This window comes from Burkholderia cepacia complex sp. TUM26381, assembly GCF_057439935.1.
Genome location: NZ_CM172007.1, coordinates 430,959 through 454,259, shown reverse-complemented (window position 1 = coordinate 454,259; position 23,301 = coordinate 430,959). Strand labels below are relative to the sequence as shown.

At 67.9% G+C, this 23,301-nt stretch carries 17 protein-coding genes; 8 read left to right on the top strand and 9 right to left on the bottom strand.

Annotated features, from left to right (window positions below; all coding sequences use genetic code 11):
* Positions 1–89: 89 nt before the first annotated feature.
* Together ACWMMN_RS18870 and ACWMMN_RS18865 are read right to left on the bottom strand one after the other, a co-directional pair.
* Positions 90–1,391 (bottom strand): hypothetical protein, encoded by a 1,302-nt coding sequence (locus tag ACWMMN_RS18870; protein ID WP_486423776.1) that lies wholly within the window; start codon positions 1,389–1,391, stop codon positions 90–92.
* 389 nt (positions 1,392–1,780) lie between these two features.
* Positions 1,781–3,199: an MFS transporter gene (locus ACWMMN_RS18865; protein ID WP_059238941.1), complete on the bottom strand. Its 1,419-nt coding sequence runs from the start codon at positions 3,197–3,199 to the stop codon at positions 1,781–1,783.
* 439 nt (positions 3,200–3,638) lie between these two features.
* On the opposite strand from ACWMMN_RS18865, the gene ACWMMN_RS18860 reads away from it, so the two are divergent.
* The gene (locus ACWMMN_RS18860) at positions 3,639–6,083 is read left to right on the top strand and encodes a DUF3772 domain-containing protein (RefSeq protein ID WP_486423775.1); all 2,445 of its coding nucleotides are present in this window, start codon (positions 3,639–3,641) and stop codon (positions 6,081–6,083) included.
* 126 nt (positions 6,084–6,209) lie between these two features.
* On the opposite strand, the gene amaB is transcribed toward ACWMMN_RS18860, so the two are convergent.
* Positions 6,210–7,721: an L-piperidine-6-carboxylate dehydrogenase gene (amaB, locus tag ACWMMN_RS18855; protein ID WP_059238935.1), complete on the bottom strand. Its 1,512-nt coding sequence runs from the start codon at positions 7,719–7,721 to the stop codon at positions 6,210–6,212.
* A gap of 634 nt (positions 7,722–8,355) precedes the next feature.
* Here amaB and ACWMMN_RS18850 point away from each other — a divergent pair.
* The 3 genes from ACWMMN_RS18850 to ACWMMN_RS18840 all read left to right on the top strand — a co-directional run bounded on the left by ACWMMN_RS18850 (position 8,356) and on the right by ACWMMN_RS18840 (position 12,150).
* The gene (locus tag ACWMMN_RS18850) at positions 8,356–9,936 is read left to right on the top strand and encodes an amino acid permease (RefSeq protein WP_059238933.1); all 1,581 of its coding nucleotides are present in this window, start codon (positions 8,356–8,358) and stop codon (positions 9,934–9,936) included.
* A gap of 142 nt (positions 9,937–10,078) precedes the next feature.
* Complete coding sequence (locus ACWMMN_RS18845; protein WP_486423774.1) at positions 10,079–11,347, top strand: NAD(P)/FAD-dependent oxidoreductase; 1,269 nt, start codon at positions 10,079–10,081, stop codon at positions 11,345–11,347.
* A gap of 128 nt (positions 11,348–11,475) precedes the next feature.
* Positions 11,476–12,150: a TetR/AcrR family transcriptional regulator gene (locus ACWMMN_RS18840; protein WP_059238928.1), complete on the top strand. Its 675-nt coding sequence runs from the start codon at positions 11,476–11,478 to the stop codon at positions 12,148–12,150.
* A gap of 57 nt (positions 12,151–12,207) precedes the next feature.
* On the opposite strand, the gene ACWMMN_RS18835 is transcribed toward ACWMMN_RS18840, so the two are convergent.
* Complete coding sequence (locus ACWMMN_RS18835) at positions 12,208–14,001, bottom strand: phospholipase D-like domain-containing protein (RefSeq protein WP_486423773.1); 1,794 nt, start codon at positions 13,999–14,001, stop codon at positions 12,208–12,210.
* Positions 14,002–14,106: 105 nt separating this feature from the next.
* On the bottom strand, positions 14,107–14,865 hold the full coding sequence (locus ACWMMN_RS18830; RefSeq protein ID WP_342705392.1) for a DeoR/GlpR family DNA-binding transcription regulator: 759 nt from the start codon (positions 14,863–14,865) through the stop codon (positions 14,107–14,109).
* A 204-nt stretch (positions 14,866–15,069) separates the two neighbouring features.
* On the opposite strand from ACWMMN_RS18830, the gene ACWMMN_RS18825 reads away from it, so the two are divergent.
* The 3 genes from ACWMMN_RS18825 (at position 15,070) to nadE (ending at position 17,397) form a co-directional block, all read left to right on the top strand.
* Entirely contained in the window at positions 15,070–15,255 is a 186-nt protein-coding gene (locus tag ACWMMN_RS18825) for a hypothetical protein (RefSeq protein WP_006480515.1), read from the top strand.
* Between the two features lie 212 nt (positions 15,256–15,467).
* Positions 15,468–16,337 (top strand): DMT family transporter, encoded by an 870-nt coding sequence (locus ACWMMN_RS18820; protein WP_174994203.1) that lies wholly within the window; start codon positions 15,468–15,470, stop codon positions 16,335–16,337.
* 211 nt (positions 16,338–16,548) lie between these two features.
* Complete coding sequence (gene nadE / locus ACWMMN_RS18815; protein ID WP_256087153.1) at positions 16,549–17,397, top strand: ammonia-dependent NAD(+) synthetase; 849 nt, start codon at positions 16,549–16,551, stop codon at positions 17,395–17,397.
* Positions 17,398–17,470: 73 nt separating this feature from the next.
* On the opposite strand, the gene ACWMMN_RS18810 is transcribed toward nadE, so the two are convergent.
* From ACWMMN_RS18810 to ACWMMN_RS18800, 3 genes are all read right to left on the bottom strand, one after another.
* Positions 17,471–19,147 (bottom strand): S10 family peptidase, encoded by a 1,677-nt coding sequence (locus tag ACWMMN_RS18810; RefSeq protein WP_174994205.1) that lies wholly within the window; start codon positions 19,145–19,147, stop codon positions 17,471–17,473.
* Between the two features lie 73 nt (positions 19,148–19,220).
* A complete protein-coding gene (locus ACWMMN_RS18805) occupies positions 19,221–20,813 on the bottom strand; it encodes a S53 family peptidase (protein ID WP_486423772.1) in 1,593 nt (530 codons plus the stop codon).
* Between the two features lie 258 nt (positions 20,814–21,071).
* On the bottom strand, positions 21,072–21,698 hold the full coding sequence (locus ACWMMN_RS18800; RefSeq protein ID WP_059238914.1) for a LysE family translocator: 627 nt from the start codon (positions 21,696–21,698) through the stop codon (positions 21,072–21,074).
* 134 nt (positions 21,699–21,832) lie between these two features.
* Here ACWMMN_RS18800 and ACWMMN_RS18795 point away from each other — a divergent pair, with 134 nt between their 5' ends.
* Positions 21,833–22,297, top strand: a complete 465-nt coding sequence (locus ACWMMN_RS18795) for an Lrp/AsnC family transcriptional regulator (RefSeq protein ID WP_059238912.1) — start codon at positions 21,833–21,835, stop codon at positions 22,295–22,297.
* 65 nt (positions 22,298–22,362) lie between these two features.
* Here ACWMMN_RS18795 and ACWMMN_RS18790 read toward each other — a convergent pair whose 3' ends face one another.
* Complete coding sequence (locus ACWMMN_RS18790; protein ID WP_059240900.1) at positions 22,363–23,274, bottom strand: LysR family transcriptional regulator; 912 nt, start codon at positions 23,272–23,274, stop codon at positions 22,363–22,365.
* Between the last annotated feature and the right edge of the window lie 27 nt (positions 23,275–23,301).

Genomic DNA, 23,301 nt, shown 5'->3' with positions numbered 1-23,301 from the left:
GATCGGATAATAAAAGTTTGCTTTTCTTATGAATAAATAAAACGGATTTATTCTCATCCCCGTATCTCCGCCGGCCGGCGGACCGGCCGTCAGTCCGCCGTGTCGCCGCCCTTCGGCACCTTCGACCACGCCTTGCGCCCCGGCATCGGCGCCCAGCCCGGGCGGGCCCTGCGCGCGCTGTCGATCACGACGAGGTAGCGGCCCGCGATCGGCGTGATGTCGCGGTCGCGCCGCAGCACCCACAGCGACTTGCCGGCCTCGACGCGCGCCTGGTAGTCGTCGTCGAGCAGGCCGTGGCGGTCGAAAAACGTGTTCAGCGAAGCGGGAATCCGCACGCAGCCCTTCGAGTGCCGGATGCCGAGCAGCGCTTCGAGGCGGTCGGGATCGGTCGCATGCATCTGGAAGCGCATCGGCGACACGCCGCCCTTGCCCCAGCCGCGCTCGCCGTCCACCCAGCCGAAGTCATAGATGCGCATGTCGCGGCGGCCGTAGCCGCGAATGCCGTTCTCGTTCGTCGTGCCTTCCGCGCGGAAATCCATGGTGTCGGGCGAGTGATGGAACACGCCGAGCGGCGTCAGGAAATGGTCGTACTTGCCCGGCAGCCCGGTGCCGACCGGCGATGCGCCGATCATCAGCCATGCGTTGGCCGGCGTGGCGCGGAAGTAGATGAAGAGCGCCTGCACGTTCGGTGCGCGGTCGACCATCGCGACGTACTCGCCGGCGAGGTCGCCGAGGTCCGCCTCGGCGAGTGCCTTCTGGAGCCGCTCGCCGTAGGCGCGCTGTTCGCTCGCGGGCACGTTCAGGCGGCGTGTGACTTCCTGCGTGAAGCGCTTGCGCATGTCGACGGCGCGCGCCGTCGCGTTCTTCGCTTCGTCGGCCGATAGCGGCGGATGCCGGCGCGGTGGGGTCGGTGCGGGCGCTTCGGCCTCGCTGGCGGCGGCCGGCGATGCGGCCGACGCAGGTTCCGCGGCGGACGCCGCAGAGCCAGCCGACGCGCCCGATGCCCCACTGGCAGGCTCTGCATGATGCACACGCGACGCGGCAGGCGCGGATTGCGCAGCCGATGCGCCTGACGACGCGTGCGCGGACGAAGCCGGATGCGCATGAGACGCCGTCGACGCGGGCGACGCAACTGATGAGGATGACGTAGCAGCGGACGACGGCACGTCGGACGCGGCAACAGCCGGCCGCCCGGCCAGAACGGAACCAGGCAGCGCGGCAGCGAGCCACGCGTACACGGCCAATGCGCGGGTGAGACGGTGCGGCTTCGCCAACGGCCGCTTCAGGCTGGAAAGCATCATACGTTCGAAGCCATCGGCCGATCCGGCCGCCGCATCATGCTGGTGCGAGCGGCGCATCTTCCGCGCGAGCCATCGACACGTCCGGCGCATCGTATGCGCCCGGCGCCGACGCCTCTTCGCGGCGGAGCCGTTCGCTGATGCAACGCGTGCGGTCCGATGGCGGCTAATGAGTCGTCAGGCCCTTCATTTTACGCGCCGGCGCAGGAATCGGCAGCGGCAAAAGTGGGGGTTTTGCGGCAGATTTGCGCTTCGTCACGCTTTGTTTCAACTCGTTGCGGTTTGCGTTCCGGTTGCGTGTCACGCTTGCAGATTGAGCGTCTCGAAACACGCGCCCGGGAACTCGCGGGTTCCGCTCGCCACGATGCTCTCGCCTGATAAATTCGCATACCCAATCAATTGGGCCATGCGGCTTCCCCCGAGGAAAGTGCTTTTCGCATGCGTGCCGCACGAACGATGCGGCACGCATGCGCAACTGCCTGCTACTTCGAGATGGTTTCCAGCGCGATGCCCTTCGTGCGCGGCCCCATGAGTCCGATCGCGGCCATCACGATCACCATCGCGCCCGCAATGAACGCGAACACGCCGAACGTGCCGAAGCCCCGCAGCACGGCCGCGATCACGAACGACGAGAAAATCGCCGAGAAGCGGCTCCACGAATAGACGAAGCCGACGGCCCGCGCGCGGATCGACGTCGGGAACAGTTCCGCCTGATACGCGTGGAAGCTATACGACATGATGTTGCTTGCGAGCGTGAGGCCGATGCCGAGCACGATCAGGAATGCGCCCACTGTCGTCTGGCTGAACAGCAGCCCGCAGACGACGATCGCCGCCGCCATCGCGACGATCACCGACTTGCGCTCGAAGCGGTCGGCGATCACGAGGCCGATCAGCGGTCCGATCGGCGCCGCGAGCGCGATCACGCTCGAATACATCAGGCTCGACGTGATCGTGATGCCCTGCTTGATCAGCAGCGTCGGCACCCAGTTCGCGAAGCCGTAGAAGCCGACGGTCTGGAACACGTTGAAGATCGTCATCATGATCGTGCGGTTGCGATACGGCGGCACCCACATGTCGCGAAAGCGGCCGCGCGGCGGCACGGGCTCGGCCGGCGCGGGCGGCGGCAGCGGTCGGCCATACTCGGCTTCGACCTTCGCCTCGAGCGCGCGCATGATGCGATCGGCTTCGTCGACGCGCCCCTGCTGCGCGAGCCAGCGCGGGCTTTCCGGCAGTTCGCGGCGGATCCACCACACGAACAGCGCGCCGTGCGCGCCGATCAGCACGACCCAGCGCCAGCCGTCGAGGCCGAGCGGTGCATGCGGCACGAGCAGGTACGCAAGGAACGCGACCACCGGCACCGCGACGAACCCGACCGCCTGCTCGCAGGCGAACGCACGGCCGCGGATCTGCTTCGGCACGAGTTCGGAGATGTACGTGCCGATCGTCACCATCTCGACGCCGAGGCCGAGACCGACGACGAAGCGCCAGAAGTTCAGCCCGGCCGCGGTGTCCTGGAACGCCATCACGACGTTGGCGGCCGTGTACCACAACAGCGACCACGTGAAGATCGCGCGGCGACCGAAGCGGTCGGCGAGGAAGCCGCACGCGATCGTACCGATGAAGAGCCCGGAGAACAGCGCGGCAATGAAGCTCGCGACGCCCGTGGTGCCGAACAGGCCGTGCGTCGTCGCCGACAGGATGCCGCTTTTCACGAGGCCGGGCGCGACGTAGCCGCTATAGAGCAGATCGTAGAGTTCGAAGAAGAAGCCGAGGCTCAACAGAACGACGAGTTTCCAGACGCTGCGGGTCGGCGGCAGGCGGTCGAGACGGGCCGAGATGGAGCCGGGGTCGATGGAGGGGGATTGGGCTGTTGCCTGCGGAAGGCTGTCCGTTGAGGCCATCTTGGGCGCGTCTCCTGGTCGTGTCGTGTTGTGTGTTGTTGTCCGGCGACCGGCGAGCCGCCGTCGGGCGAATCGCTGCATTGTACCGGCACGCCCGTTCGGCGTACGCGCAAGCCGGCCGCGCAGCAGGCGTCGCAGCGGTTCGGACACCCTATTTTCGTGCCGGATAGTGTGTAACTTGCGTAACCGTGTGTCGGGGACGGATAACGCGTCGGGGCGGCCCGCCGGCGCTGCCCGCCCCGGCCGCTGGCGGCGCCAGCCCGGCGGTACGGGCCTGCCGTCAGGTTTCGCGCCTACGTGCCTCGCCCGCCTCGCAACAAACGGGGTACGCAATCGGTACAACCACGCGTTCCACACCCCGGTAACATGCTACCGGGCCAACCACCGGCTTCCGGCTGCCTTTCGGCACCCGGCACTGTCGGCCAATCGTAAGCATTCCATGTCCATACAACGACTCTCCACGTACGCCCGCCGGATCGTGCTGATCGCGCTGCTGCAGTTCGCCGCAGTCGCGGCCGCGTCGGCATCGACGGACGCCGCCTCCGCTCCGGTCGCGAGCGGCGTCGGCGCAACCGTGCCCGCCATTTCGCTGACCGACGCCGTCGCGCAGCTCAAGCAGATGCAGGTCGAACTGGACCGCATCAAGCAGCAGACCTCGACCGCATCCAACAGCAAGGAGCTCGATGCGCTCGACGACTCGGCACAGGAACTGAGCACCGATGTCGCCAAACTGCAGAGCGATCTCACACCGCAACGCGCGCAGGTCCAGGCGCAACTCGACGTGCTCGGCCCGCCGCCGGCCGAGGGCGCCGCGCCGGAAACGCCGGCCGTCGCGAAGCAACGGGCCACGCTGAACGCACGCAAGACACAGATCGATGCGGCGCTGAAGCAGGCCACCGACCAGAAAGCCAGCCTCACGAACCTGACCGAGCAGTTCGCAAAGCTGCATCGCAGCCTGCTGAAGAACCAGCTCGCGTTCCGTTCGGGCGGCATCTTCAGCGCGCAGTTCTGGCTGCCGCTGTTCCACCTGTCGCCTGACGACCGCCAGCGGCTCGAGGATTTCGACGACGAACTGTTCGACATGCTGCATTCGTCATGGGTGCCCGGGCAACGCGCGGTCACGACGGTGCTGCTGATCGCCGCGTTCGCGGTGTGGCTCGGCGGCCGCCGGCTCATCGAGCGCGGGCTCGCATGGATTGCGCTGAGCCGCCTGCCGCCCACCCGCCTGCGCCGCAGCGCGCTGGCGCTGTCGACCGTACTGTCGACCTTCCTGGCGACGGCCATTGCCATTCAGATTCTCTACCTCGCCGTCGCGCGCCACTACGAGCTCACGCCGTCGCTGACCGACCTGTGGGACCAGTTTGCGAAGCTCGCCGCCACCTGCGCACTGATCGCCGGGCTCGGCCGCGCCCTGCTCTGCACCAAGCATCCGTCGTGGCGCCTGCCCGCGCTCGCCGATCCCGTCGCGCTCGCGATGAAGCCGTTCCCCGGCATCCTGGCCGCCCTGCTGCTCGTGTCCGGCACGCTCGAATCGATCAACCGGATCGTCGACACCAGCCTGGCGGTCACGCTGTTCGGTCGCGGCATCGTGTCGCTCGTCGTCGCGCTGACGGTCGGCGCGTCGCTGTTGCGCGCGAACCGCGCGCGCAGCGCGCTCGCGGCGGCGGGCGAGGCCCCCGAGCAGCGCTCGACGCTCGCGGGGCTGATCCATGCCGGCGTCACGCTGGCGATCGTCGCGTCGCTGATCGCGCTCCTGATCGGCTACATCACGGTCGCGCGCTTCATCACGTATGAGCTCGTGTGGTTCGAGATCGTGCTGTGCGCAACCTACATCCTGATCCAGTTGACGCGCGACGCAAGCGAAAGCCTGTTCTCGTCGAGCCTGTCGACGGGCCAGCAGATCAAGCATCTGTTCGCGCTCGAAGATCGCCACCTCGATCAGGCACGCACGGTCCTGTCCGGTTTCGGCACGAGCCTGCTGATGCTGATCGCGGCAATCGCGCTGCTGACGGGCGGCTTCGGCACGACGCCGGGCGACCTGCTCGACAGCGCGGTCGCGATGATCGGCAGCCAGCGGCTGCAGAGCCTGAACATCATGCCCGACCGGATCCTGAACGCCGTGATCGGGTTCGCGATCGGCTTCTACCTGCTGCGCTCGCTGCGTCGCTGGCTCGACAGCGAGTTCATGCCCGCGCTCGGCATGGATACGGGCATGCGCGTGTCGCTGATCACGTTGTTCACCAACGTCGGCTACGTGCTGCTGGTGCTGATGACGCTCGGGCTGCTGGGCGTCCGGTGGAACAACCTCGCGTGGATCGTCAGTGCGTTGTCGGTGGGTATCGGCTTCGGCCTGCAGGAAATCGTGAAGAACTTCGTGTCCGGGCTGATCCTGCTGACCGAGCGCCCGGTGAAGGTGGGCGACATGATCAGCATCGCGGGCGTCGAAGGCGACATCCGCCGCATCAACGTGCGCGCGACCGAGATCCAGCTCAGCGACCGCTCGACCGTGATCGTGCCGAACTCGCAGCTGATCTCGCAGAACCTGCGCAACGTGACGATGGGCAACAGCACGCAGGGCGTCGCGACACTGGTGCTGACGTTCCCACTGAACACCGATCCCGAGCAGGTGCGCGACCTGCTGCTCGACGCTTATTGCGAACACCAGGCGATTCTCGAGAAGCCGGCGCCGTCGGTGACGTTCAGCCAGCTCACGCCGGACGGGATCACGCTGAGCGTGACGGGTTACGTGTCGAGCCCGCGGATCGCGAGTTCGACCAAGAGCGACCTGCTGTTCGAGATCCTGAAGCGGCTGCGCGCGGCGGGGATCACGCTGTCGAGCCCGCAGATGCTGGTCGTGCAGAACATGCCGGCGGCGGAGCAGTGAGCACCGCCTGAGCGGGCGAGTCGTCGACAACGCACCCGCCTCGCCCGAAATACAAAGGGCCGGTTGCCGCATCCGCGGCAACCGGCCCTTTTCATTCACACGCGGCGCCCAGCGGGGCACCCCGTATTACACGTCGAACTTCACACCCTGCGCCAGCGGCAGCTGACGGCTGTAGTTGATCGTATTCGTCGCGCGGCGCATATACGCCTTCCACGCATCCGAACCCGACTCGCGGCCACCACCCGTTTCCTTCTCGCCGCCGAACGCGCCGCCGATTTCCGCGCCGCTCGTGCCGATGTTCACGTTGACGATCCCGCAATCGCTGCCGGCCGCCGACATGAACTGCTCGGCTTCACGCATGTCGTTCGTGAAGATCGCCGACGACAGGCCTTGCGGCACCGCGTTGTGCAGTTCGATCGCGTCTTCGAAGTTGTCGTAGACCATCACGTACAGGATCGGCGCGAACGTCTCGCGCTCGACCACCGCCGATTGCTTCGGCATCCGCACGATTGCCGGACGCACGTAGTACGCATCCGCGTGACCGATGTCGACACGTTCGCCGCCCTTCACTTCGCCGCCCTGCTCGCGCGCATCGCCCAGCGCCTTCTGCATCGCGTCGAACGATGCGCGATCGACCAGCGGGCCGACCAGCGTGCCGTCTTCAAGCGGGTTGCCGACCTTCACCGACGTGTAGGCCTTCTCGATGCGCGGCAGCAGTTGCTCGACCAGGCTGCGATGCACGATCAGGCGGCGCAGCGTCGTGCAGCGCTGGCCGGCCGTTCCAACCGCCGCGAACGTAACGGCACGCACGACGAGATCGAGATCCGCGCTCGGCGCGACGATCATCCCGTTGTTGCCGCCGAGTTCGAGGATGCCGCGCGCGAGACGCTGGCTCAGCACCTTCGCGACTTCCTGGCCCATCCGCACGCTGCCCGTCGCGCTGACGACCGGCACCTTCTTCGACGCCGTCAGCACCTCGCCGACGTCGCGCATGCCGAGCACCAGCTGGCTCAGCTCGGCCGGCGCGACGCCCGGATGCGTCTTCTCGAATTCGCGGATCGCCTTCTGGAGCAGCACGTGACATGCAATCGCGGTGAGCGGCGTCTTCTCGGAGGGCTTCCACACGACCGAATCGCCGCACACGAACGCGAGCGCCGCATTCCACGCCCACACTGCAACCGGGAAGTTGAACGCCGAAATCACGCCGCACACGCCGATCGGGTGCCACGTTTCCATCATCCGGTGGCCCGGGCGCTCCGACGCGATCGTCAGGCCGTAAAGCTGGCGCGACAGACCGACCGCGAAATCGCAGATGTCGATCATTTCCTGCACTTCGCCGAGGCCTTCCGACGTGATCTTGCCGGCTTCGAGCGTGACGAGGCGGCCAAGCTCGGCCTTGTGCTCGCGCAGCACGTTGCCGAACACGCGCACGAGTTCGCCGCGCACCGGCGCCGGCACCGTGCGCCACTTGAGGAATGCGTCGTGCGCAGCGTCGATCTTGCGTTCTGCGTCAGCCGGCGTGTCGACAGCCAGCGTCGCGAGCGTCGCGCCGTCGAGCGGCGAACGCGCGGTCAGCGCATTGCCTTTCCACTGGGCGAGATCGATGTCGAGCGCGGCAAGAATGTCGTTGAATTGCATCACTTCCTCTTCAGGGACAGATTGATCGGTGCGGCGGCAGCGCCGCCCGCGTGATTCGATTGGAGCGCGTTCGCGCGCCCTGTGCAAGCGGATGCGCCGCGTGGCCGGCCCGGTGCGCCCTGCGGCGCATCGCGCTGCGCCGCCGCCGGAAGCCCGGCCGGACGGCGCGCCCCAGCCTCGCGAGGCACGATCCATGAAATACATTGTCGGTGGCCACAAGTCGGGCCGCTATTGATATTAACTCACGACTTCATTCCGAAAACGCAACAACCCGACGAACGAACCCCATGCTTTCCTGTGTCGATATGGGACGCTTCCGAAGCCCGCAACCGGGCGATCGGACGCGTCCTGAAGCGATACAAGTTGATGACAAACCTGCATCACCCTGTTCGGAAATATCGTTTGCCGGTCGTGCATCGGGCACACACAATCGGGGCGACGTCGAGGTGCAACGCACCCGGCGCGCCGCCGGCCGCCACTACGGCAGCCGGACGCCAGACGAACGCGACACGCATCGCGGCCCCGCTCATCGGGCCCGTTTCGCACCGTATCACCGCTGCCCGGCCCGCGCCCGGCAACGCGTCGCGCTTCGTCACCGAAAAAACAATCCCGGAGACAGCGCCCAGCGCCCGCCATGCATTCAGATGCCCGCCCCGATTCGTCCCGCCCTTCCGGCTCACCGCCCGCGAAGCCGTCCCTCCACCGTGCGCTGCAGGCCCGCCATCTGCGAATGATCGCGATCGGCGGCTCGATCGGCACGGGCCTGTTCGTCGCGTCCGGCGCGTCGATCTCGCAGGCCGGCCCGGGCGGCGCAATGCTCGCGTACATGGTGATCGGCCTGATGGTCTATTTCCTGATGACGAGCTTAGGCGAGATGGCCGCGTTCATGCCGGTGTCGGGTTCGTTCGCCACCTACGGCGCGAAGTTCGTCGACGAAGGCTTCGGTTTCGCGCTCGGCTGGAACTACTGGTACAGCTGGGCCGTGACGTTGGCGGTGGAGCTCGTCGCCGGGCAACTGGTGATGAACTACTGGTTCCCGCACGTGCCGGGCGTCTGGTGGAGCGCGCTGTTCCTCACCTTGATCTTCGCGCTCAACGCACTGTCGGTGCGCGGCTTCGGTGAAGCCGAATACTGGTTCGCGCTGATCAAGGTACTGACGGTGCTCGCGTTCGTCGGCGTCGGCCTGCTGATGATCTTCGGGATCATGCAGGGCGGCCCGAGCGCCGGCTGGGGCAACTTCACGATCGGCGACGCGCCGTTCGCCGGCGGCTGGGCAACGATGCTCGGCGTTGCGATGATCGCGGGCTTCTCGTTCCAGGGCACCGAAATGATCGGCGTCGCGGCCGGCGAATCGGAGAACCCGCGCACGACGATCCCGCGCGCGGTGAGCCAGATCTTCTGGCGCATCCTGCTGTTCTACGTGCTCGCGATCTTCGTGATCGGCGTGCTGATTCCCTACACCGACCCGAGCCTGCTGAAGAGCGACGTGACCGACATCGGCGTGAGCCCGTTCACGCTCGTGTTCCGCCACGCGGGCCTCGCGTTCGCGGCCGGGGTGATGAATGCGGTGATCCTGACGGCCGTGCTGTCGGCCGGCAACTCGGGCATGTACGCGTCGACGCGGATGCTCTACAACCTCGCCGTCGAAGGCCGTGCGCCGAAGCTGTTCGCGAAGCTGTCGGCGGGCGGCGTGCCGCGCAACGCGCTGTATGCGACCACCGCCGTCGGCGCGCTGTGCTTCCTCACGTCGCTGTACGGCAACAAGACCGTCTACCTGTGGCTGCTGAACACGTCGGGCATGGCCGGCTTCATCACGTGGCTCGGCATCGCGGTCAGCCACTACCGTTTCCGCAAGGGTTTCCTGAAGCAGGGCTACCGGCTCGACCAGTTGCCGTACCGGTCGAAGTGGTTCCCGTTCGGCCCGCTGTTCGCGTTCGCGCTGTGCGCGGTCGTCGCGCTCGGCCAGGACTATCAGGCGTTCCTCTCCGACAAGATCGACTGGGTCGGCGTCGCCGCGACCTACATCGGCCTGCCGTTCTTCCTCGCGATCTGGCTCGGCTACGCGCTCGTGCGCAAATGCCGCCTCGTGCGCTACGAAGACATGGAGATTGCGCCGTGGATCGAACGCAACGCGACGCCCGAAGCCGCGCCGCAGGCCGCCACCGGCTACGCGGGCTACGTCGCCCGCCCGGCCAACCCGACGCCGGGTGCGTGACGCCTGACGTCACGCTTCGCGCCGGCCGCCGCCCGAACGCGGCAGCCGGCCCCCTGACAACCCCATTCGACGCGGCGCGCGCGTTCAGGCAAGATCGACGCGCGCCGTCTGCTTTTTTGCCGTCACGAGTCCACGAAATCGCATGCAGAACTTCTACGAAGCCACCGTTACCCGCCAGCCCTACCCCCAACTGACCGGCACGATCGACACGCAGGTCTGCATCGTCGGCGGCGGCCTTGCCGGCCTGTGCACCGCGCTCGGCCTCGTCGAGCGCGGCGTGCACGACGTCGTCGTGCTCGACGGCGAACGGGTCGGCTTCGGCGCGTCGGGCCGCAACGGCGGCTTCGTGTTCGGCGGCTACAGCCTCGACAATGCCGACCTGCTGCGCACGCTCGGCCGCGACGAAGGACGCCGGCTGTACCGGCTCACCGTCGATGCGGTCGACCTGATCCGCACGCGCATTGCGCGCTACGGGATCGACTGCGACATCGTCGATCAGGGCGTGATGCTCGCGAACTGGTTCGACGATCCGTCGCGGCTCGACAGCGTGCGCACGCTGATGAAGAACGAACTCGGCGTCGACTGGGAAGCCGTCCCGGCCGGCGCGCTGCGCGAGCGGCTGAAGACGCAGCGCTATTACGGCGGCCTGTTCGAGCCGAACGCGTTCCACTTCCATCCGCTCAAGTACGTGCTCGGCGTCGCGGCAGCCGCATCGCGCGGCGGCACACGCGTGTACGAACGCTCGGCCGCGCTCGGCATCGCGCGCGAAGGCGCCGGGTACGTCGTGCGCACGGCGCAGGGCACGGTGCGCGCGAAGGACGTCGTGTTCGCGTGCGGCGGTTACGCACGCGGCGTGTCGCCGCGCATCGAGCGCGCGGTGCTGCCGATCGCGACCTACGTGATCGCGACCGAGCCGCTCGGCACGCAGCTGCCCGACGCGATCGACGCGCCGTATGCGATCTACGACACGCGTTTCGCATTCGACTACTACCGCCCGCTGAAAGACACGCGCATCCTGTGGGGCGGCCGGATCTCGGTCCTCGACCGCGGCCCCGAAGCGATCGCGCGCCTGCTGCGGCGCGACCTGCTGCGCGTGTATCCGCAACTGGAGGGCGTGAAGATCGACTACGCGTGGGGCGGGCTGATGAGCTACGCGCGGCACAAGATGCCGCAGATCGGCCGCGATGCGGACGGCGTGTGGCACGCGATCGCGTTCGGCGGCCACGGGATGGCGCCGACCACGGTAGCGGGCGAAGCGCTCGCCGCCGCGCTGGCCGAAGGCCGGCCGGTGCCCGACGGCTTCGCCGCGTTCGGGCTCACGCGCACGTTCGGGCTGGCCGGCCTCGCCGCCGCGCAGCTCACGTACACCGCGTACCAGGCGCGCGACGCGCTCGCATCCTGCCGCCGCTGAACGGCCGCGGCGGCTGAAACGGCCCCGCCGGATGGCCCCGCCGATTAGAGCGGAAGGTCGGCCGGGCGGGGATTTCCCGCATGCTAGAATGCCTTTTCCAAGCCGCCGCGAACCCACAATAAAGTCACATGAAAGCAGGAAGCAAGGCCGCCACGTCCGACACCCGCGCGCTTGCGTCCGAAGCGCGGCGTAAATACGATCCCGAGCAAACCAAGCGCAACATCCTCGATGTCGCCACGCAGGAATTCTCTGCGATGGGCCTCGCCGGTGCGCGCGTCGACGCGATCGCCGAGCGCACGAACACGACGAAGCGCATGCTCTACTACTACTTCGAAAGCAAGGAAGGCCTGTACGAGGCCGTGCTGGAGAAGGTGTACGGCGATATCCGCGCGCTCGAGCAGGAACTGCACGTCGGCGACATGGAGCCGCGCGAAGGCATGCGCCGCCTCGTCGAATTCACGTTCGACTATCACGACAAGCATCGCGACTTCGTCCGCCTCGTGTCGATCGAGAACATCCACGGCGCGAAGTATCTCGAACAGCTCAAGTCGTTCAAGAACCGCAACGTCAGCATCATCAAGACGCTCGAGGAACTGGTCGAGCGCGGCGCGGCCAGCGGCGCGTTCCGCAAGGACATCGACGCATTCGACCTGCACCTGCTGATCAGCTCGTTCTGCTTCCACCGCGTATCGAACCGCTACACGTTCGGCGCCGCATTCGGCCGCGATCCGTCGGCGCCGCGCCTGCGCGCGCGGCATCGCGACACGATCGCCGACGCCGTGCTGCGCTACGTCGCCGCGTAAGCAGCGGCAAACGCAACCCGGGGCACGCACCATCCGTGCCCCTCGCACTTCGGCAAGTCAGTCCGCCGGTGCGGTCGACGCCAGTGCGATCCGCGCCTTCTCTTCCGGGCTTCCCGCCACGTAATACTTCTTCGCCCAGCTCGAATCGGGTGCGAGCGCGAGCCGTGCATGCGCGCCCGTGCCCGCGTCCGTGCCGTGCTGCTGCGCATTGATCGCCAGCGCCCGCGCGCGATAGTGCTCGTAGAGCCGCAGGAATTCCGCGAGATAGATCGCCGCGATCCGCTTGTCGCGAATCTCGAGCAGGTTCTCGTCGTTGTACTGCTCCGAATTGCGGCTCATATTCGCCGAGCCCGTATAGACGACCGGATTCGCGCCTTCCGCATCGATCACGATGAACTTGTGGTGGATCACGACGGGCGGAAAGGCCGGCGCCGGCTCGCCCGGAAAGAGCCGCAGTTCCGGCGTGAAACCCTGCGGCACGGTGGCCGGCGAGAAATACGCGGCATCGATCACGTCGTGATTGTCGCGGCTGCGGTGGTACAGCTCGAGGTTCGCGAGCGTCGCCGCATCGAGCGTCTGGCCGGCCTGCTGCGCCGTATCGGCCTTCGTCGCGCTGCCGACGTTGATCTTGTTCACCAGCCCGAACATCATCAGCCCGCGGTCGCCGGCCGCGAAACAGGCATCGCGCAGCGCCGCGTCGGTCGGCATGAACAGGCAGAACGACACCGAATGCTTCGCGGCCGCGATCGCGGCGACGATCGTGTCGATCTCCGTACGCTGCCCCGCCGGCTCCGGCGAAAACGCGACGCGCACCTGCGCACTGCCGATCGTCATCGGCTCGGACCAGCCCGACGTCAGCTTCGCCGTCTCCGCGATCGACGGATTCCCGGCCAGCGCATGCGCGCGGTCGTTGTACAGCGCGGCGAGCGCGGACGAGTCGAACGCGTGCAGCACGTTGGCCTGCTCGGTCAGCCCTTCGGTCGTGAAGTTCGCGGAACCGGTCAGCACGCGCGCGGGCGCCGGATTCGACGGCGCATCGGTCACGATGAACTTGTCGTGCATGATGTGCGTCTTGTCGCGCGGCGCGCGCGTCGCGAGGCCCTGCAGCGCGTCGACGGCCGGCTGGTTCGGCGACGGCAGCGGCGGCTTGCCCTTGCGCGACGTCGTGTGCGCGTCGTAGACGATCGCGAGCGACGCTTCGCCATGCTGGCGCCCGAACGCCTCGAACGCGGGCAGCGCCCACAGCGTGTCGGTGAGGTGATAGACGGCCGACGCCGCGCGCGAAGCCGGATCGAGCATCTCCGCGAACACCTGCTCCATGTCGTTCGCGAGCCACGTGCGCAGCTTCAGCGCCTGCGCGTCGCTCGGCGCCGCGTTCGGCGCGAGGCCCAGCGCCGCGACCTGCTTCGCGAACGCCTGCGAGCTCACCACCGCGCGGTTGAACCACGTGCCGATGCCGTCCTCGATATGCGCGGGCAGCACGACATCGCATACGCCGCCTTCCGCGTCGAGCACCTGCAGGTTCGCCGGCGTGCCGACGACCGGATAGACGTCGTAGCGGAATGACGCATCGCGGTCCTGGGGATCGATGCGCGCATCCCACCACATGAATTTCTGGATCGGCGCCTGGTCGGTCGGCGCATCGCCCTGCGTGTCGGCTGCCGGACCGTCGAACGTCAGGCGGTTCGGCAGCCAGCTGTCCGGCGCACGCGTCTTGCCGTCGGCCGACCAGAAGCCCGGTGTGCGCCGGATCGCGAAGCCGAGGAAATCGGACCGCGACGCCGCATCGGGCCAGTCGAAGGCCAGCAGGACCAGGGTGGGGGAAAGATAGCTGCGCACGCTGACGGTCATTCGTTGCTCCCTGGCCTGGCGGCCGGTCGAGGTGAATGAGTCAGTGTTGACGGCGGTTCTTCCCGCGGGATGACGGTTCGGTGAACCTTGTATGTCGGACGCGCGTCAGTCGCACACGAGCAGTTCGATCCCGCGCGCGGTCAGCGCGCGGCGCACGACCTTGTCGGGCGCGCGCTCGGTCACCAGATAGCGGGCGGCGGCCGTGCCGTTGATCCGCACCGGCGTCACGCGGCCGAATTTCGAATGGTCGGCGACGATGATCGCCGTGCCGGCCGCCGCGATCATCCGGCTGCGCACCTCGGCCGCGAGCCGCGAGTAGTCGGTGCATTCACCGTCGGGCGTGATGCCGCCCGCGCCGACGAACGCGAAATCGACGTGGTATTGCGCGAGCTGGTGAATCGTGTCGAGCCCGAAGGTCGCGTCCTCGTCGTCGGACAGCTCGCCGCCGAGCAGCGTCACGCGGTTGCCGTTGCGCCGCGCGAGCACGAACGCGGTACGCCAGTCGTTCGTGTAGATCGACAGCCGGTGCCGGTCGGCGAGCGCCAGCGCGACCGCATGCGGCGTGCTGCCCGAATCGATCAGCACCGATGCATCGTCGGGCACGAATTCGGCCGCGCGCCGCCCGATCGTGCGCTTCGCTTCGGCATTCGCGGCTTCGCGCTCGGACAGGCTCGGCTCGCGGCGATCCGCGGCCAGTGCGCCGCCGTGCGTCATCACGAGCAGGCCGCGCGCGGCCAGCGCGTTCAGGTCGCGCCGCACCGTTTCGCGCGACACGTCGAGCGAACGGACGAGTTCCGCGACCGACAGCGCGCCCGACCGTCCGAGCTCCGACAGGATGTATTGATGACGTTGTTCCGCCAGCATCGCGTGTGCGCCCGAGGCGACTGGTAATGGGTAAGCCGGCCATTGTATTACGGACGTTTGACCGGCATTTGACGGCGGCGGGAAACGGAACCGGCCGCGTTTCCCGAAAGCGAAATTCTGTATTGCCTCACGCGCGCGAATCGGCGCGGCGCCGGTTGCTACACTTTGCGCTTCGCCGAACGACCAAGCAAAGGGGCTCGCGCCATGTATCGCAAAGGCAGTGTGATCGAAATCCAGTTTCCGCCGGAACGCCTCAACGACGCAGCCGGCGATCCGTACTGGATCGACCTGACGCTCGACGAAGCACGCCGGCTCTACGAACAGCTCGCCGCACGCTTCGCGACCGACGCGCGCGCCAACCAGCCGCTCGACACGTTCTCGATCGACTGATTCGGCTGATCGCCGCGGCTTCGCACCCGCCCGTGCCGCATCGAGCGGCGCGGCACCCGTTCCCTCCGCCCCGCGCGTCCGACGCGCAATGATCGCCGGCACCGCCACGCATCGCGCGGCACGAGTGCAGGATTCGACAAGACGCCGGCACCGCTTGCCCCGATACTGGCCGACTTCCTGATTCTGCCCGGCCGCCTCGCGGCCCGTCACGCATGCTTACCTCGATCGTCGCTGCCGCGTTCGTCGCGCTGTGGTCCACCGGCTTCATCGTTGCGCGGGCAATCAAGCCCTACGCCGATCCCAACCTGTTCCTGCTCGCCCGTTTCGCGGGTACGGCCGCGCTGTTCGGCGTCGTGGCGCTCGTCGCGCGCGCACCGTGGCCGGCCCGCCGCGAATGGCCGCGTCACCTGATCGCGGGCGCGCTGCTGCAGGGCGTCTATCTCGGCGCGAGCTACTGGGCCGTCGCGCAAGGGTTGAACGCGGGGGTCATGGCGCTGCTCGGCGCGCTGCAGCCGCTCGCCACCGCCGTGCTGGCCGTCCCGCTGTTCAACGAGCGCCTGCCCAGGCGCGGCTGGTTCGGGATGGCGCTCGGGCTCGCCGGCGTCGCGCTCGTGCTGGCGCCGAAGGTCACGGGCGGCGTCGCGCCCCCGCCGGGTGCGGCACCTGCTTGGCTCGTCGTCGCCGTGTCGGTGCTGGCGGTCGGGTCGATCACGGCCGGTTCGCTGTACCAGAAAGGCAAGCTCGCGCAGAGCGACCTGCGCACCGCGGTCGCCGTACAGAATTTCGGCGCGGCGATCGTCGCGGCCGTCTTCGTCGTGCTGCTTCATGAAACGCGCTGGATCGGCGCGCCGGCGCTGTGGGTGTCGCTCGTGTGGGGCGTCGTGTTCCTGTCGGGCGGCGCAGTCACGATGCTGATGTGGATGCTGCGGCGCGGCAACGCGGCGCGCGCGACGTCGCTGCTGTTCCTCGCGCCGCCGCTCGCCGCGCTGCAGGGTTACTGGCTGTTCGGCGAAACGCTCGCGGCGATCCAGCTCGCCGGCTTCGCGCTCGCGCTGGTGGGCGTCGTGCTCGCACGACGCTGACGCCGGCCATCCGGCCCTCGCTTGCATCGATGCCCTGCGCACGGATGCCCTTCATGCGGCATCCTGCACCCGCCCGGCGCACCGTGCACCACGGCGATGCAGCGCGTCTCGTCGAAGCAACGCGAAACCGCCGGAACGCATGCCCGGCGCGGCGGCGCGCCACGATTGCGCTTATGATGGGCGCCTTGCATTTCGTTCCGGAACTTCCTTCATGACATCCGCCGATTACGCCAGCCGCCAACGCGCGATCATTGCCGAACTGAACGTCGCCCCGCACTTCGACGCCGAGGCCGAGATCGCCCGCCGCGTCGAGTTCCTCGCGCAATACCTGCGTTCGACCGGCCTGCGGACCTATGTGCTCGGCATCAGCGGCGGCGTCGATTCGTCGACGGCCGGCCGGCTCGCGCAACTGTCGGTCGAGCGCCTGCGCGCCGACGGCTACGATGCGCGCTTCATCGCGATGCGCTTGCCGAACGGCGTGCAGAACGACGAAGCCGACGCGCAGCGCGCGCTCGCGTTCGTCCGTGCGGACGAGGTGCTGACGGTCGACGTGAAGCCGGCCGCCGATGCGATGCTCGGCTCGCTGGCCGCAGCCGGCCACGTATTCGACACCCCCGCGCAGCAGGATTTCGTGCACGGCAACATCAAGGCGCGCGAGCGCATGATCGCGCAGTACGCGGTGGCCGGCGCGCAGCGCGGCATCGTGATCGGCACCGATCACGCCGCTGAATCGCTGATGGGTTTCTTCACGAAGTTCGGCGACGGCGGCGCGGACATCCTGCCGCTCGCGGGCCTGAACAAGCGTCGCGTGCGCGCGGTCGCGCGTGCGCTCGGCGGCGAGGAACTGATCGTGATGAAGGTGCCGACGGCCGACCTCGAGGAACTGCGCCCGCTGCGCCCCGACGAGCACGCGTACGGCGTGAGCTACGACGAGATCGACGATTTCCTCGAAGGCAAGCCGGTCAGCGACCACGTGTACGAAACGGTGCTGCGCTTCTACGACGGCTCGCGCCACAAGCGCGCGCTGCCGTACACGATGTTCGACTGGCCGGCCGCGTAAGCCGGCCACTGCCGCTGAAATACCGCCGCGCGAGCCGTCTCGGCTGCGCGCGGCACACCGACGGCGGGCAGCGCTATGCGTGCCCGCCCGTCTTCTTCGCCTGCAATGCGCGAATCCGCATCCGCGCGCCCGTATCGCTGACCGTCGCGTCGTACATCGTCGCGAGATCGCGCTTGAGCGCGGTACGCGAACCGCCGTCGAGATACACCATGTGCCCCGACGGATAGAAACGCGCGGACAGGTTCTGCCGCACCTTCTGATCCTCGAGCGGCATCTGCTGCAGGTCGATCACGGTCTGGTAGAACGGCGTGACGAAATCGTAGAAGCCGTTCGCCGACAGCACCTTCAGGTCGACGTTCAGCGCCATCACCGCGGCGAGATCGCCGGCCGTGTAGAGAATCACGTTCCCCTGCGCATCGATGCCCTGCTGCGCGCCGGTCGGGTCGATATGGCTGAAATCCCAGTTCTGGAACGCCTGGTCGTTCAGGTCGGTGAACGCGGAATTCGACGTGAACTTCAGCTGCTCGTTCAGGTAGCTGTTCCACATCGCCGTATAGACGCCCGTCACGGCCGTCATCGTCGGATCGTTGCCGCCCGAGTTCGGGTCGATCTTGCCGGCGATACCCGACGAGATCCCGGTCACGCGGCCGTCGTACGAGCCGAGCGCGAGCCCCTGCGCATGCAGCAGCGTCGTCAGGAACAGCGAATTGCCGCGCGCGTCGTAGCCCGCGATGTTGAGGCTCCACGACTGCAGCGTCGCCGGGTCGATGCCCGTGTACTGCGACAGTTTCTGCACGGCGGCCGGGTCCGCATGCGGCACCGTGCGCAACGCGTTCAGGTAGTCGGTGCGCGAGAACTGCGCGACTTCCTCGACGAACGCGCCGAGATCGGCCGGCGCCGGCGTGACGCCGAGCTTCTTGTGGTACCACGCGTCGGCCGCGGCGGTCGGCAACGCGCCGACCGGGTTGCCGGCCTGCCGGTAGTCGAGGATCGACGACTGCAGCGTGACGCCGTTCAGGTCGACCCCGTCCTCGTGCAGCTTGTACGCGAGCACGCAGCTGCGCGCGGTGCCGTACGATTCGCCGAACAGGTATTTCGGCGAATTCCAGCGGTTGTTCTTGGTCAGGTAGCGCTTGATGAACTGCTTCAGCGAATCCGCATCCTGGTCGACGCCCCAGAAGTTGCGGTTCTTGTTCGGCGCGACGGCCGCCGAATAGCCGGTGCCGACCGGGTTGATGAACACGAGATCGCTGTGGTCGATCATGCTGTCCGGGTTGTCTTCCATCTGGTATGGCGCGGGCGGCGTGAAACCCGGCATCGACGTCTTGATGCGCTTCGGCGCGAACGAGCCAAGCAGCACGAACACCGACGACGAACCGGGGCCGCCGTTGTAGAAGAACGTCACCGGGCGCGTTTCTTCCTTCGCGCCGTCGGCCGTGAACGCGACGTAGAAGATCTTCGCGGCCGGTTGCGAACTGCTCGGGTCGACCGTCACGAGGTGGCCGGCCGTCGCCGTGTACGCGAGGCGCTTGCCGTCGATCAGGATCGTGTGATGCGTGATCGCGGCCGACTCGGTCGTGTCGGTCACCGAATCGTCGGGACCGTTGCCGTATGCCACCGGATCGAAGAACGGCTGGTCGCGGCCGTGGCTCAGCGCGACCGGGTTGATGGTCGGCGGCACGCCATGTGAATTGTGGTCGCCGTGATGCAGCGGATACACGCCGCCGGAAGATGCGGAATCGATGCCCATCGTGCTGCTCCTGGAGGTGAAAAAAGACGCGGGCAGGACACCCGCGTCGAACGGAAAGGCGTATGTCCGCGCGTCAGCTCGACGGCTTGCGCGCGAGGATCGTGGCGAGCTGCGCGCCGTTCGGGCTGCCGAGACCCGTGCACGCGTCCCAGCCCGACGCAGCCGCATAGGTGCCGTTCGATCCTTTCGTGATGTCGCGCAACGCGCCCGGATTCTTGTACAGCACCGGATTGACCCAACCGGCCGATGCGCCGGCCGCCGCATTGATCCGCGCGATCAGCGCGGCCCACAGCGGCGCAACCGCGCTCGTGCCGCCCATCACGGTAGCCGTGCCGGCGACCGATACCTCGTAGCCCGTCTGCGGCGACGCATCGCCGGCCACATCGGGTACGCCGCGTTTCGCAAGCGGCGTGCGGCTGCCGTCGGCGAGCGTGACCGCGAGCCCCTGCTGCCACGCCGGCACGTCGAACAGCGTGCTGACACCGCCGCCGCCCGCGCCGCCGCCGGCCGCCTCGTCGTTCCACGTGACCTCGCTGCGGATGCCCTGCCCCGGCAGCGCGTCGAGCTGCGTGCCGCCGCAGCCGAGCACGTACGGGCTCGACGCGGGGAAGTCGACGTGATCGGCGCCGTCCTGCAGCCCGTCGCCCGACCCGCTGTCGCCCGACGCCGCGCATACGGTGATGCCCTGCGCGGCGGCCGCCTGCAGCACGCGGTTGAACGCCTGCGCCGACTGCGCCTGCCACGTCGCTTCCGGGCCGCCCCAGCTGATCGAGATCACCGACGGCTTGTCGGTCGTGTCGCTGACGGCCGCATTGACGGCCTGGATGAAGCCCGCGTCGCTGTTCGACGCGAAGTAGACGGCGATCTTCGCGGCCGGCGCGATCGCACCGGCGATCTCGATGTCGAGCGCGACTTCGCCGTCCGGGCCGTTCGGGTCGCCGGTCGGCGTGTTGCGACCGGTGCCGACGTTCACGTCGACGAGCGTCGGCGGCGTCGTGATCCCGAGCCCGTGGAAATACTGCTGGATATCGGCCGCGCGATAGCCGCCGCCGAGTTCGACGATCGCGATGCATTGGCCGGCGCCGTCGCCGGCCGGAAAGCCGTACAGCGACGCCAGCTGGACCGGTGTGAACGTGACGCCTGCCGCGCCGCCGCGCGCGGGCCGGAATGGCGGACGCAGCCGGAAATGCGGCCGCGCCTGCGGGCGGCTGTCGAGGCCGAGCACGGCCGTGACGGCGTCGCCGAGATCGTCGGGTAGCGCGATCGGGCCCGAGCGGCCGCGATACTGGCCGATCGACCGATGCTCGAAACGCTCGAGCGTGACGCCGAATGCGGCCTCGAACTGCTTGATCGTGCCCGACAGCACGACGACGCTCTCGACCGGATCGACGCGATCGACCGCGAGCTGGTGATGGCGCGCGAAGTCCTCGGTCTTGCGGATGTCGTCGGGATTGGCGGAGAAACGCTGCGCGAACGCTTCGCGCGACAGCGGTTTCGCCTGTGTGTCGCCTGTGGCGAGCTGGTGGACCAACGTATCGAGTTGCCCTTCTTCCTGCCGCCGCAACATGATCGTGACGTGGATGCGTTCTGCCGGATCGCACGGGCCGAGGCACTTGGACTCGGCGACGATTCGGGGTTCACGGTCGGCGTGAAGATGCCTTGCCATGTTCAGACCCTCCTTGGTACCGCGTTGCACGGAACAGCCAGGAAATCGGACATAGCCGGCGGAAGTCGGTTCCGTTCGGTCAGTCGGTTCGCGATTGCGCGAAGTTAAGGGAAGTTTAGAACAGTCAGACGATTTGCGCGCACGCCCTTCTGCAGCAAGGGATGCGCGTGAAGGCCGGCATTGCACACGGCCTGCGGCGACCGGCGCCTCGTTGCCGCGCGGCTGCAGACCGGCGCGGCAACGGTACGGCGACCGCGTTCAGTCCATTGAAAGGCGCAGCGCGAACCCGATCAGCGCCGCCGAAAACGTCCAGCGCTGCACGGTCTGTGCGAGCGGATGCGCGCGCATCCACGCCGCGATGCGCGACGCGCCGAACACGCACGCGAGGTCGAAGCACACGCCGGCCGCGACCAGCAGCGCGCCGAGCTCGAACATCTGCCAGACGACCGGCCCTGCCTCGGGCCGCACGAACTGCGGCAGCAGCACCGAGCAGAACAGCAGCGCCTTCGGGTTCAGCAGGTTCGTCAGCAACCCCTTCACGAACGACTGGCGCAACTCGCCGGCCGTTGCCGCCGCGTCGCTGTCGCCGAGCGCGAACACCGGCGAGCGGAACACCTGGATCGCGACATACGCGAGATAGAGCGCGCCGCCGTAGCGGATCACCTCGTACAGCCACGGCGCGCTGCGGATCAGCGCCGCGACACCGCAGGCCGACAACGTCACGTGCGCGGTGCGCGCGAGCGACAGCCCGGCCGCCGCCGCCATGCCCGGCCGCACGCCACGGCCGATGCTGGTCTGCAGCACGAGCGCCATGTCAGGCCCCGGCACCGCATAGATGGCCGCCAGCGCGGCGAGATAAATCAACAGCAAATGCGTGGAAATCATGGTCTGCCCCCGTCCTTCAATGACGATATGTTGCCGCTGAAGGAGGAGGGATTATTGGCCATCTTTGGCTCTGGATTGGCGATCCGTAGGGGAATCCGCCACAATCACGGAATTGAAACAAGGATTCCGCCAACATGACCGAGCTCGACAAAACCGACCGCGCAATCCTCGCTGCGGTGCAGCGCGACGGCCGCCTGCCGATCGCGCGGCTCGCCGAATCCGTCGGCCTGTCCGAGACGCCTTGCGCGCGGCGCCTCAAGCGGCTCGAAAGCGACGGCTACATCGAACGCTACCGCGCGCAACTGTCGCGGCAGGCGCTCGGCTTCGGCGTCGTCGCGTTCGTGCTCGTGCGGTTCGCGACGCACGACCGCAAGGTCGCCGACCGGTTCGAACGGGAAGTGCTCGGCATCGAGCGGATCCTCGCGTGCCACAACGTCGCCGGCACGGCCGACTACCTGCTGCAGGTGGTCGCGCGCGACCTCGACGACTACGGCACGTTCCTGCGCGACTCGCTGCGGATGCTGCCGGGCGTGACGTCGATCGAATCGGCGCTGTCGCTGCGCGAGGTGAAGCACGACGCGGGCTTGCCGGTGCCGTGAGGTGCGGCGGGCCGGCAAGCCGCGCCAGCGCGTAACGCTTGTTCACTTTGCCGGCCGTGCCGGCGTCAGGCGACGTCGGGTGACTGGTGCGCGCGCTCGAGATCCTCGAGAAACGCTTCCACCAGCGGATTCCCGCGCCCGTTGCGCGCGACGACCATGTGGAACGTCACGTCGTAGCGCAGTTCGTCCGGGTTGAGCGGCGCGAGCAATCCCTGCGCGACGTACGGCGCCGCGAAGTGCTGCGGCAGGTAGCCGAGGTGGTGGCCGGACAGGATCAGCAGCGCGACGGCTTCCATGTTGTCGGCCGTCGCGGTCACGCGGTCGGGCGTCGTCGACAGCTGCGCCTCCGGCAGCGGATACGAGCGCCACGCCCATTCGAAGCCCGCGACGTCGGCCGGCGTCAGCATGCCGGCGCCGTCGAACAGCGGATGGCCGCGCCCGCAGTACGCGACCTGGCGCTCGATGAACAGCGGCGTGTAATGCAGCGACGGCACGCGGTGCCAGAAGTAGCCGACCGCGATCTGGATTTCGTCGCTCAGCAGCTTCTCCTCCAGATCGCCCGGCGCGCGCACCGAAATCGAGAAGCGCACGGCTTCGTCGCGCGTGCGGAACGCGGCGATCGCCTCGGCGATCCGCGCATTCTGGCTCACCGGCGTATGGCCGATCAGGCCGATATTCAACGTGCCGACCAGTTGGCGGTCCATATGCCGCGCGGCCATCCCGAATTCGTCGAGCGCCGCGAGCAGTTTGCGGCTCATCGCATGGAACCGTTCGCCCTTCGGCGTAAGCCGGAAGCCGCTGCGGCCGCGCTCGCACAGCCGGTAGCCAAGCCGCGTCTCCAGCGACGACAGCTGCGCGCTGATCGTCGACTGCCCGACGTTCAGCACGGCCTGCGCGGCCGATACACCGCCCGCGTCCGTGACCGCGAGAAACACGCGGATCAACCGCAGATCGAGGGTCGACAGATTCCCCAGCACGTTCATCCCCTTCCATACATCGATGAA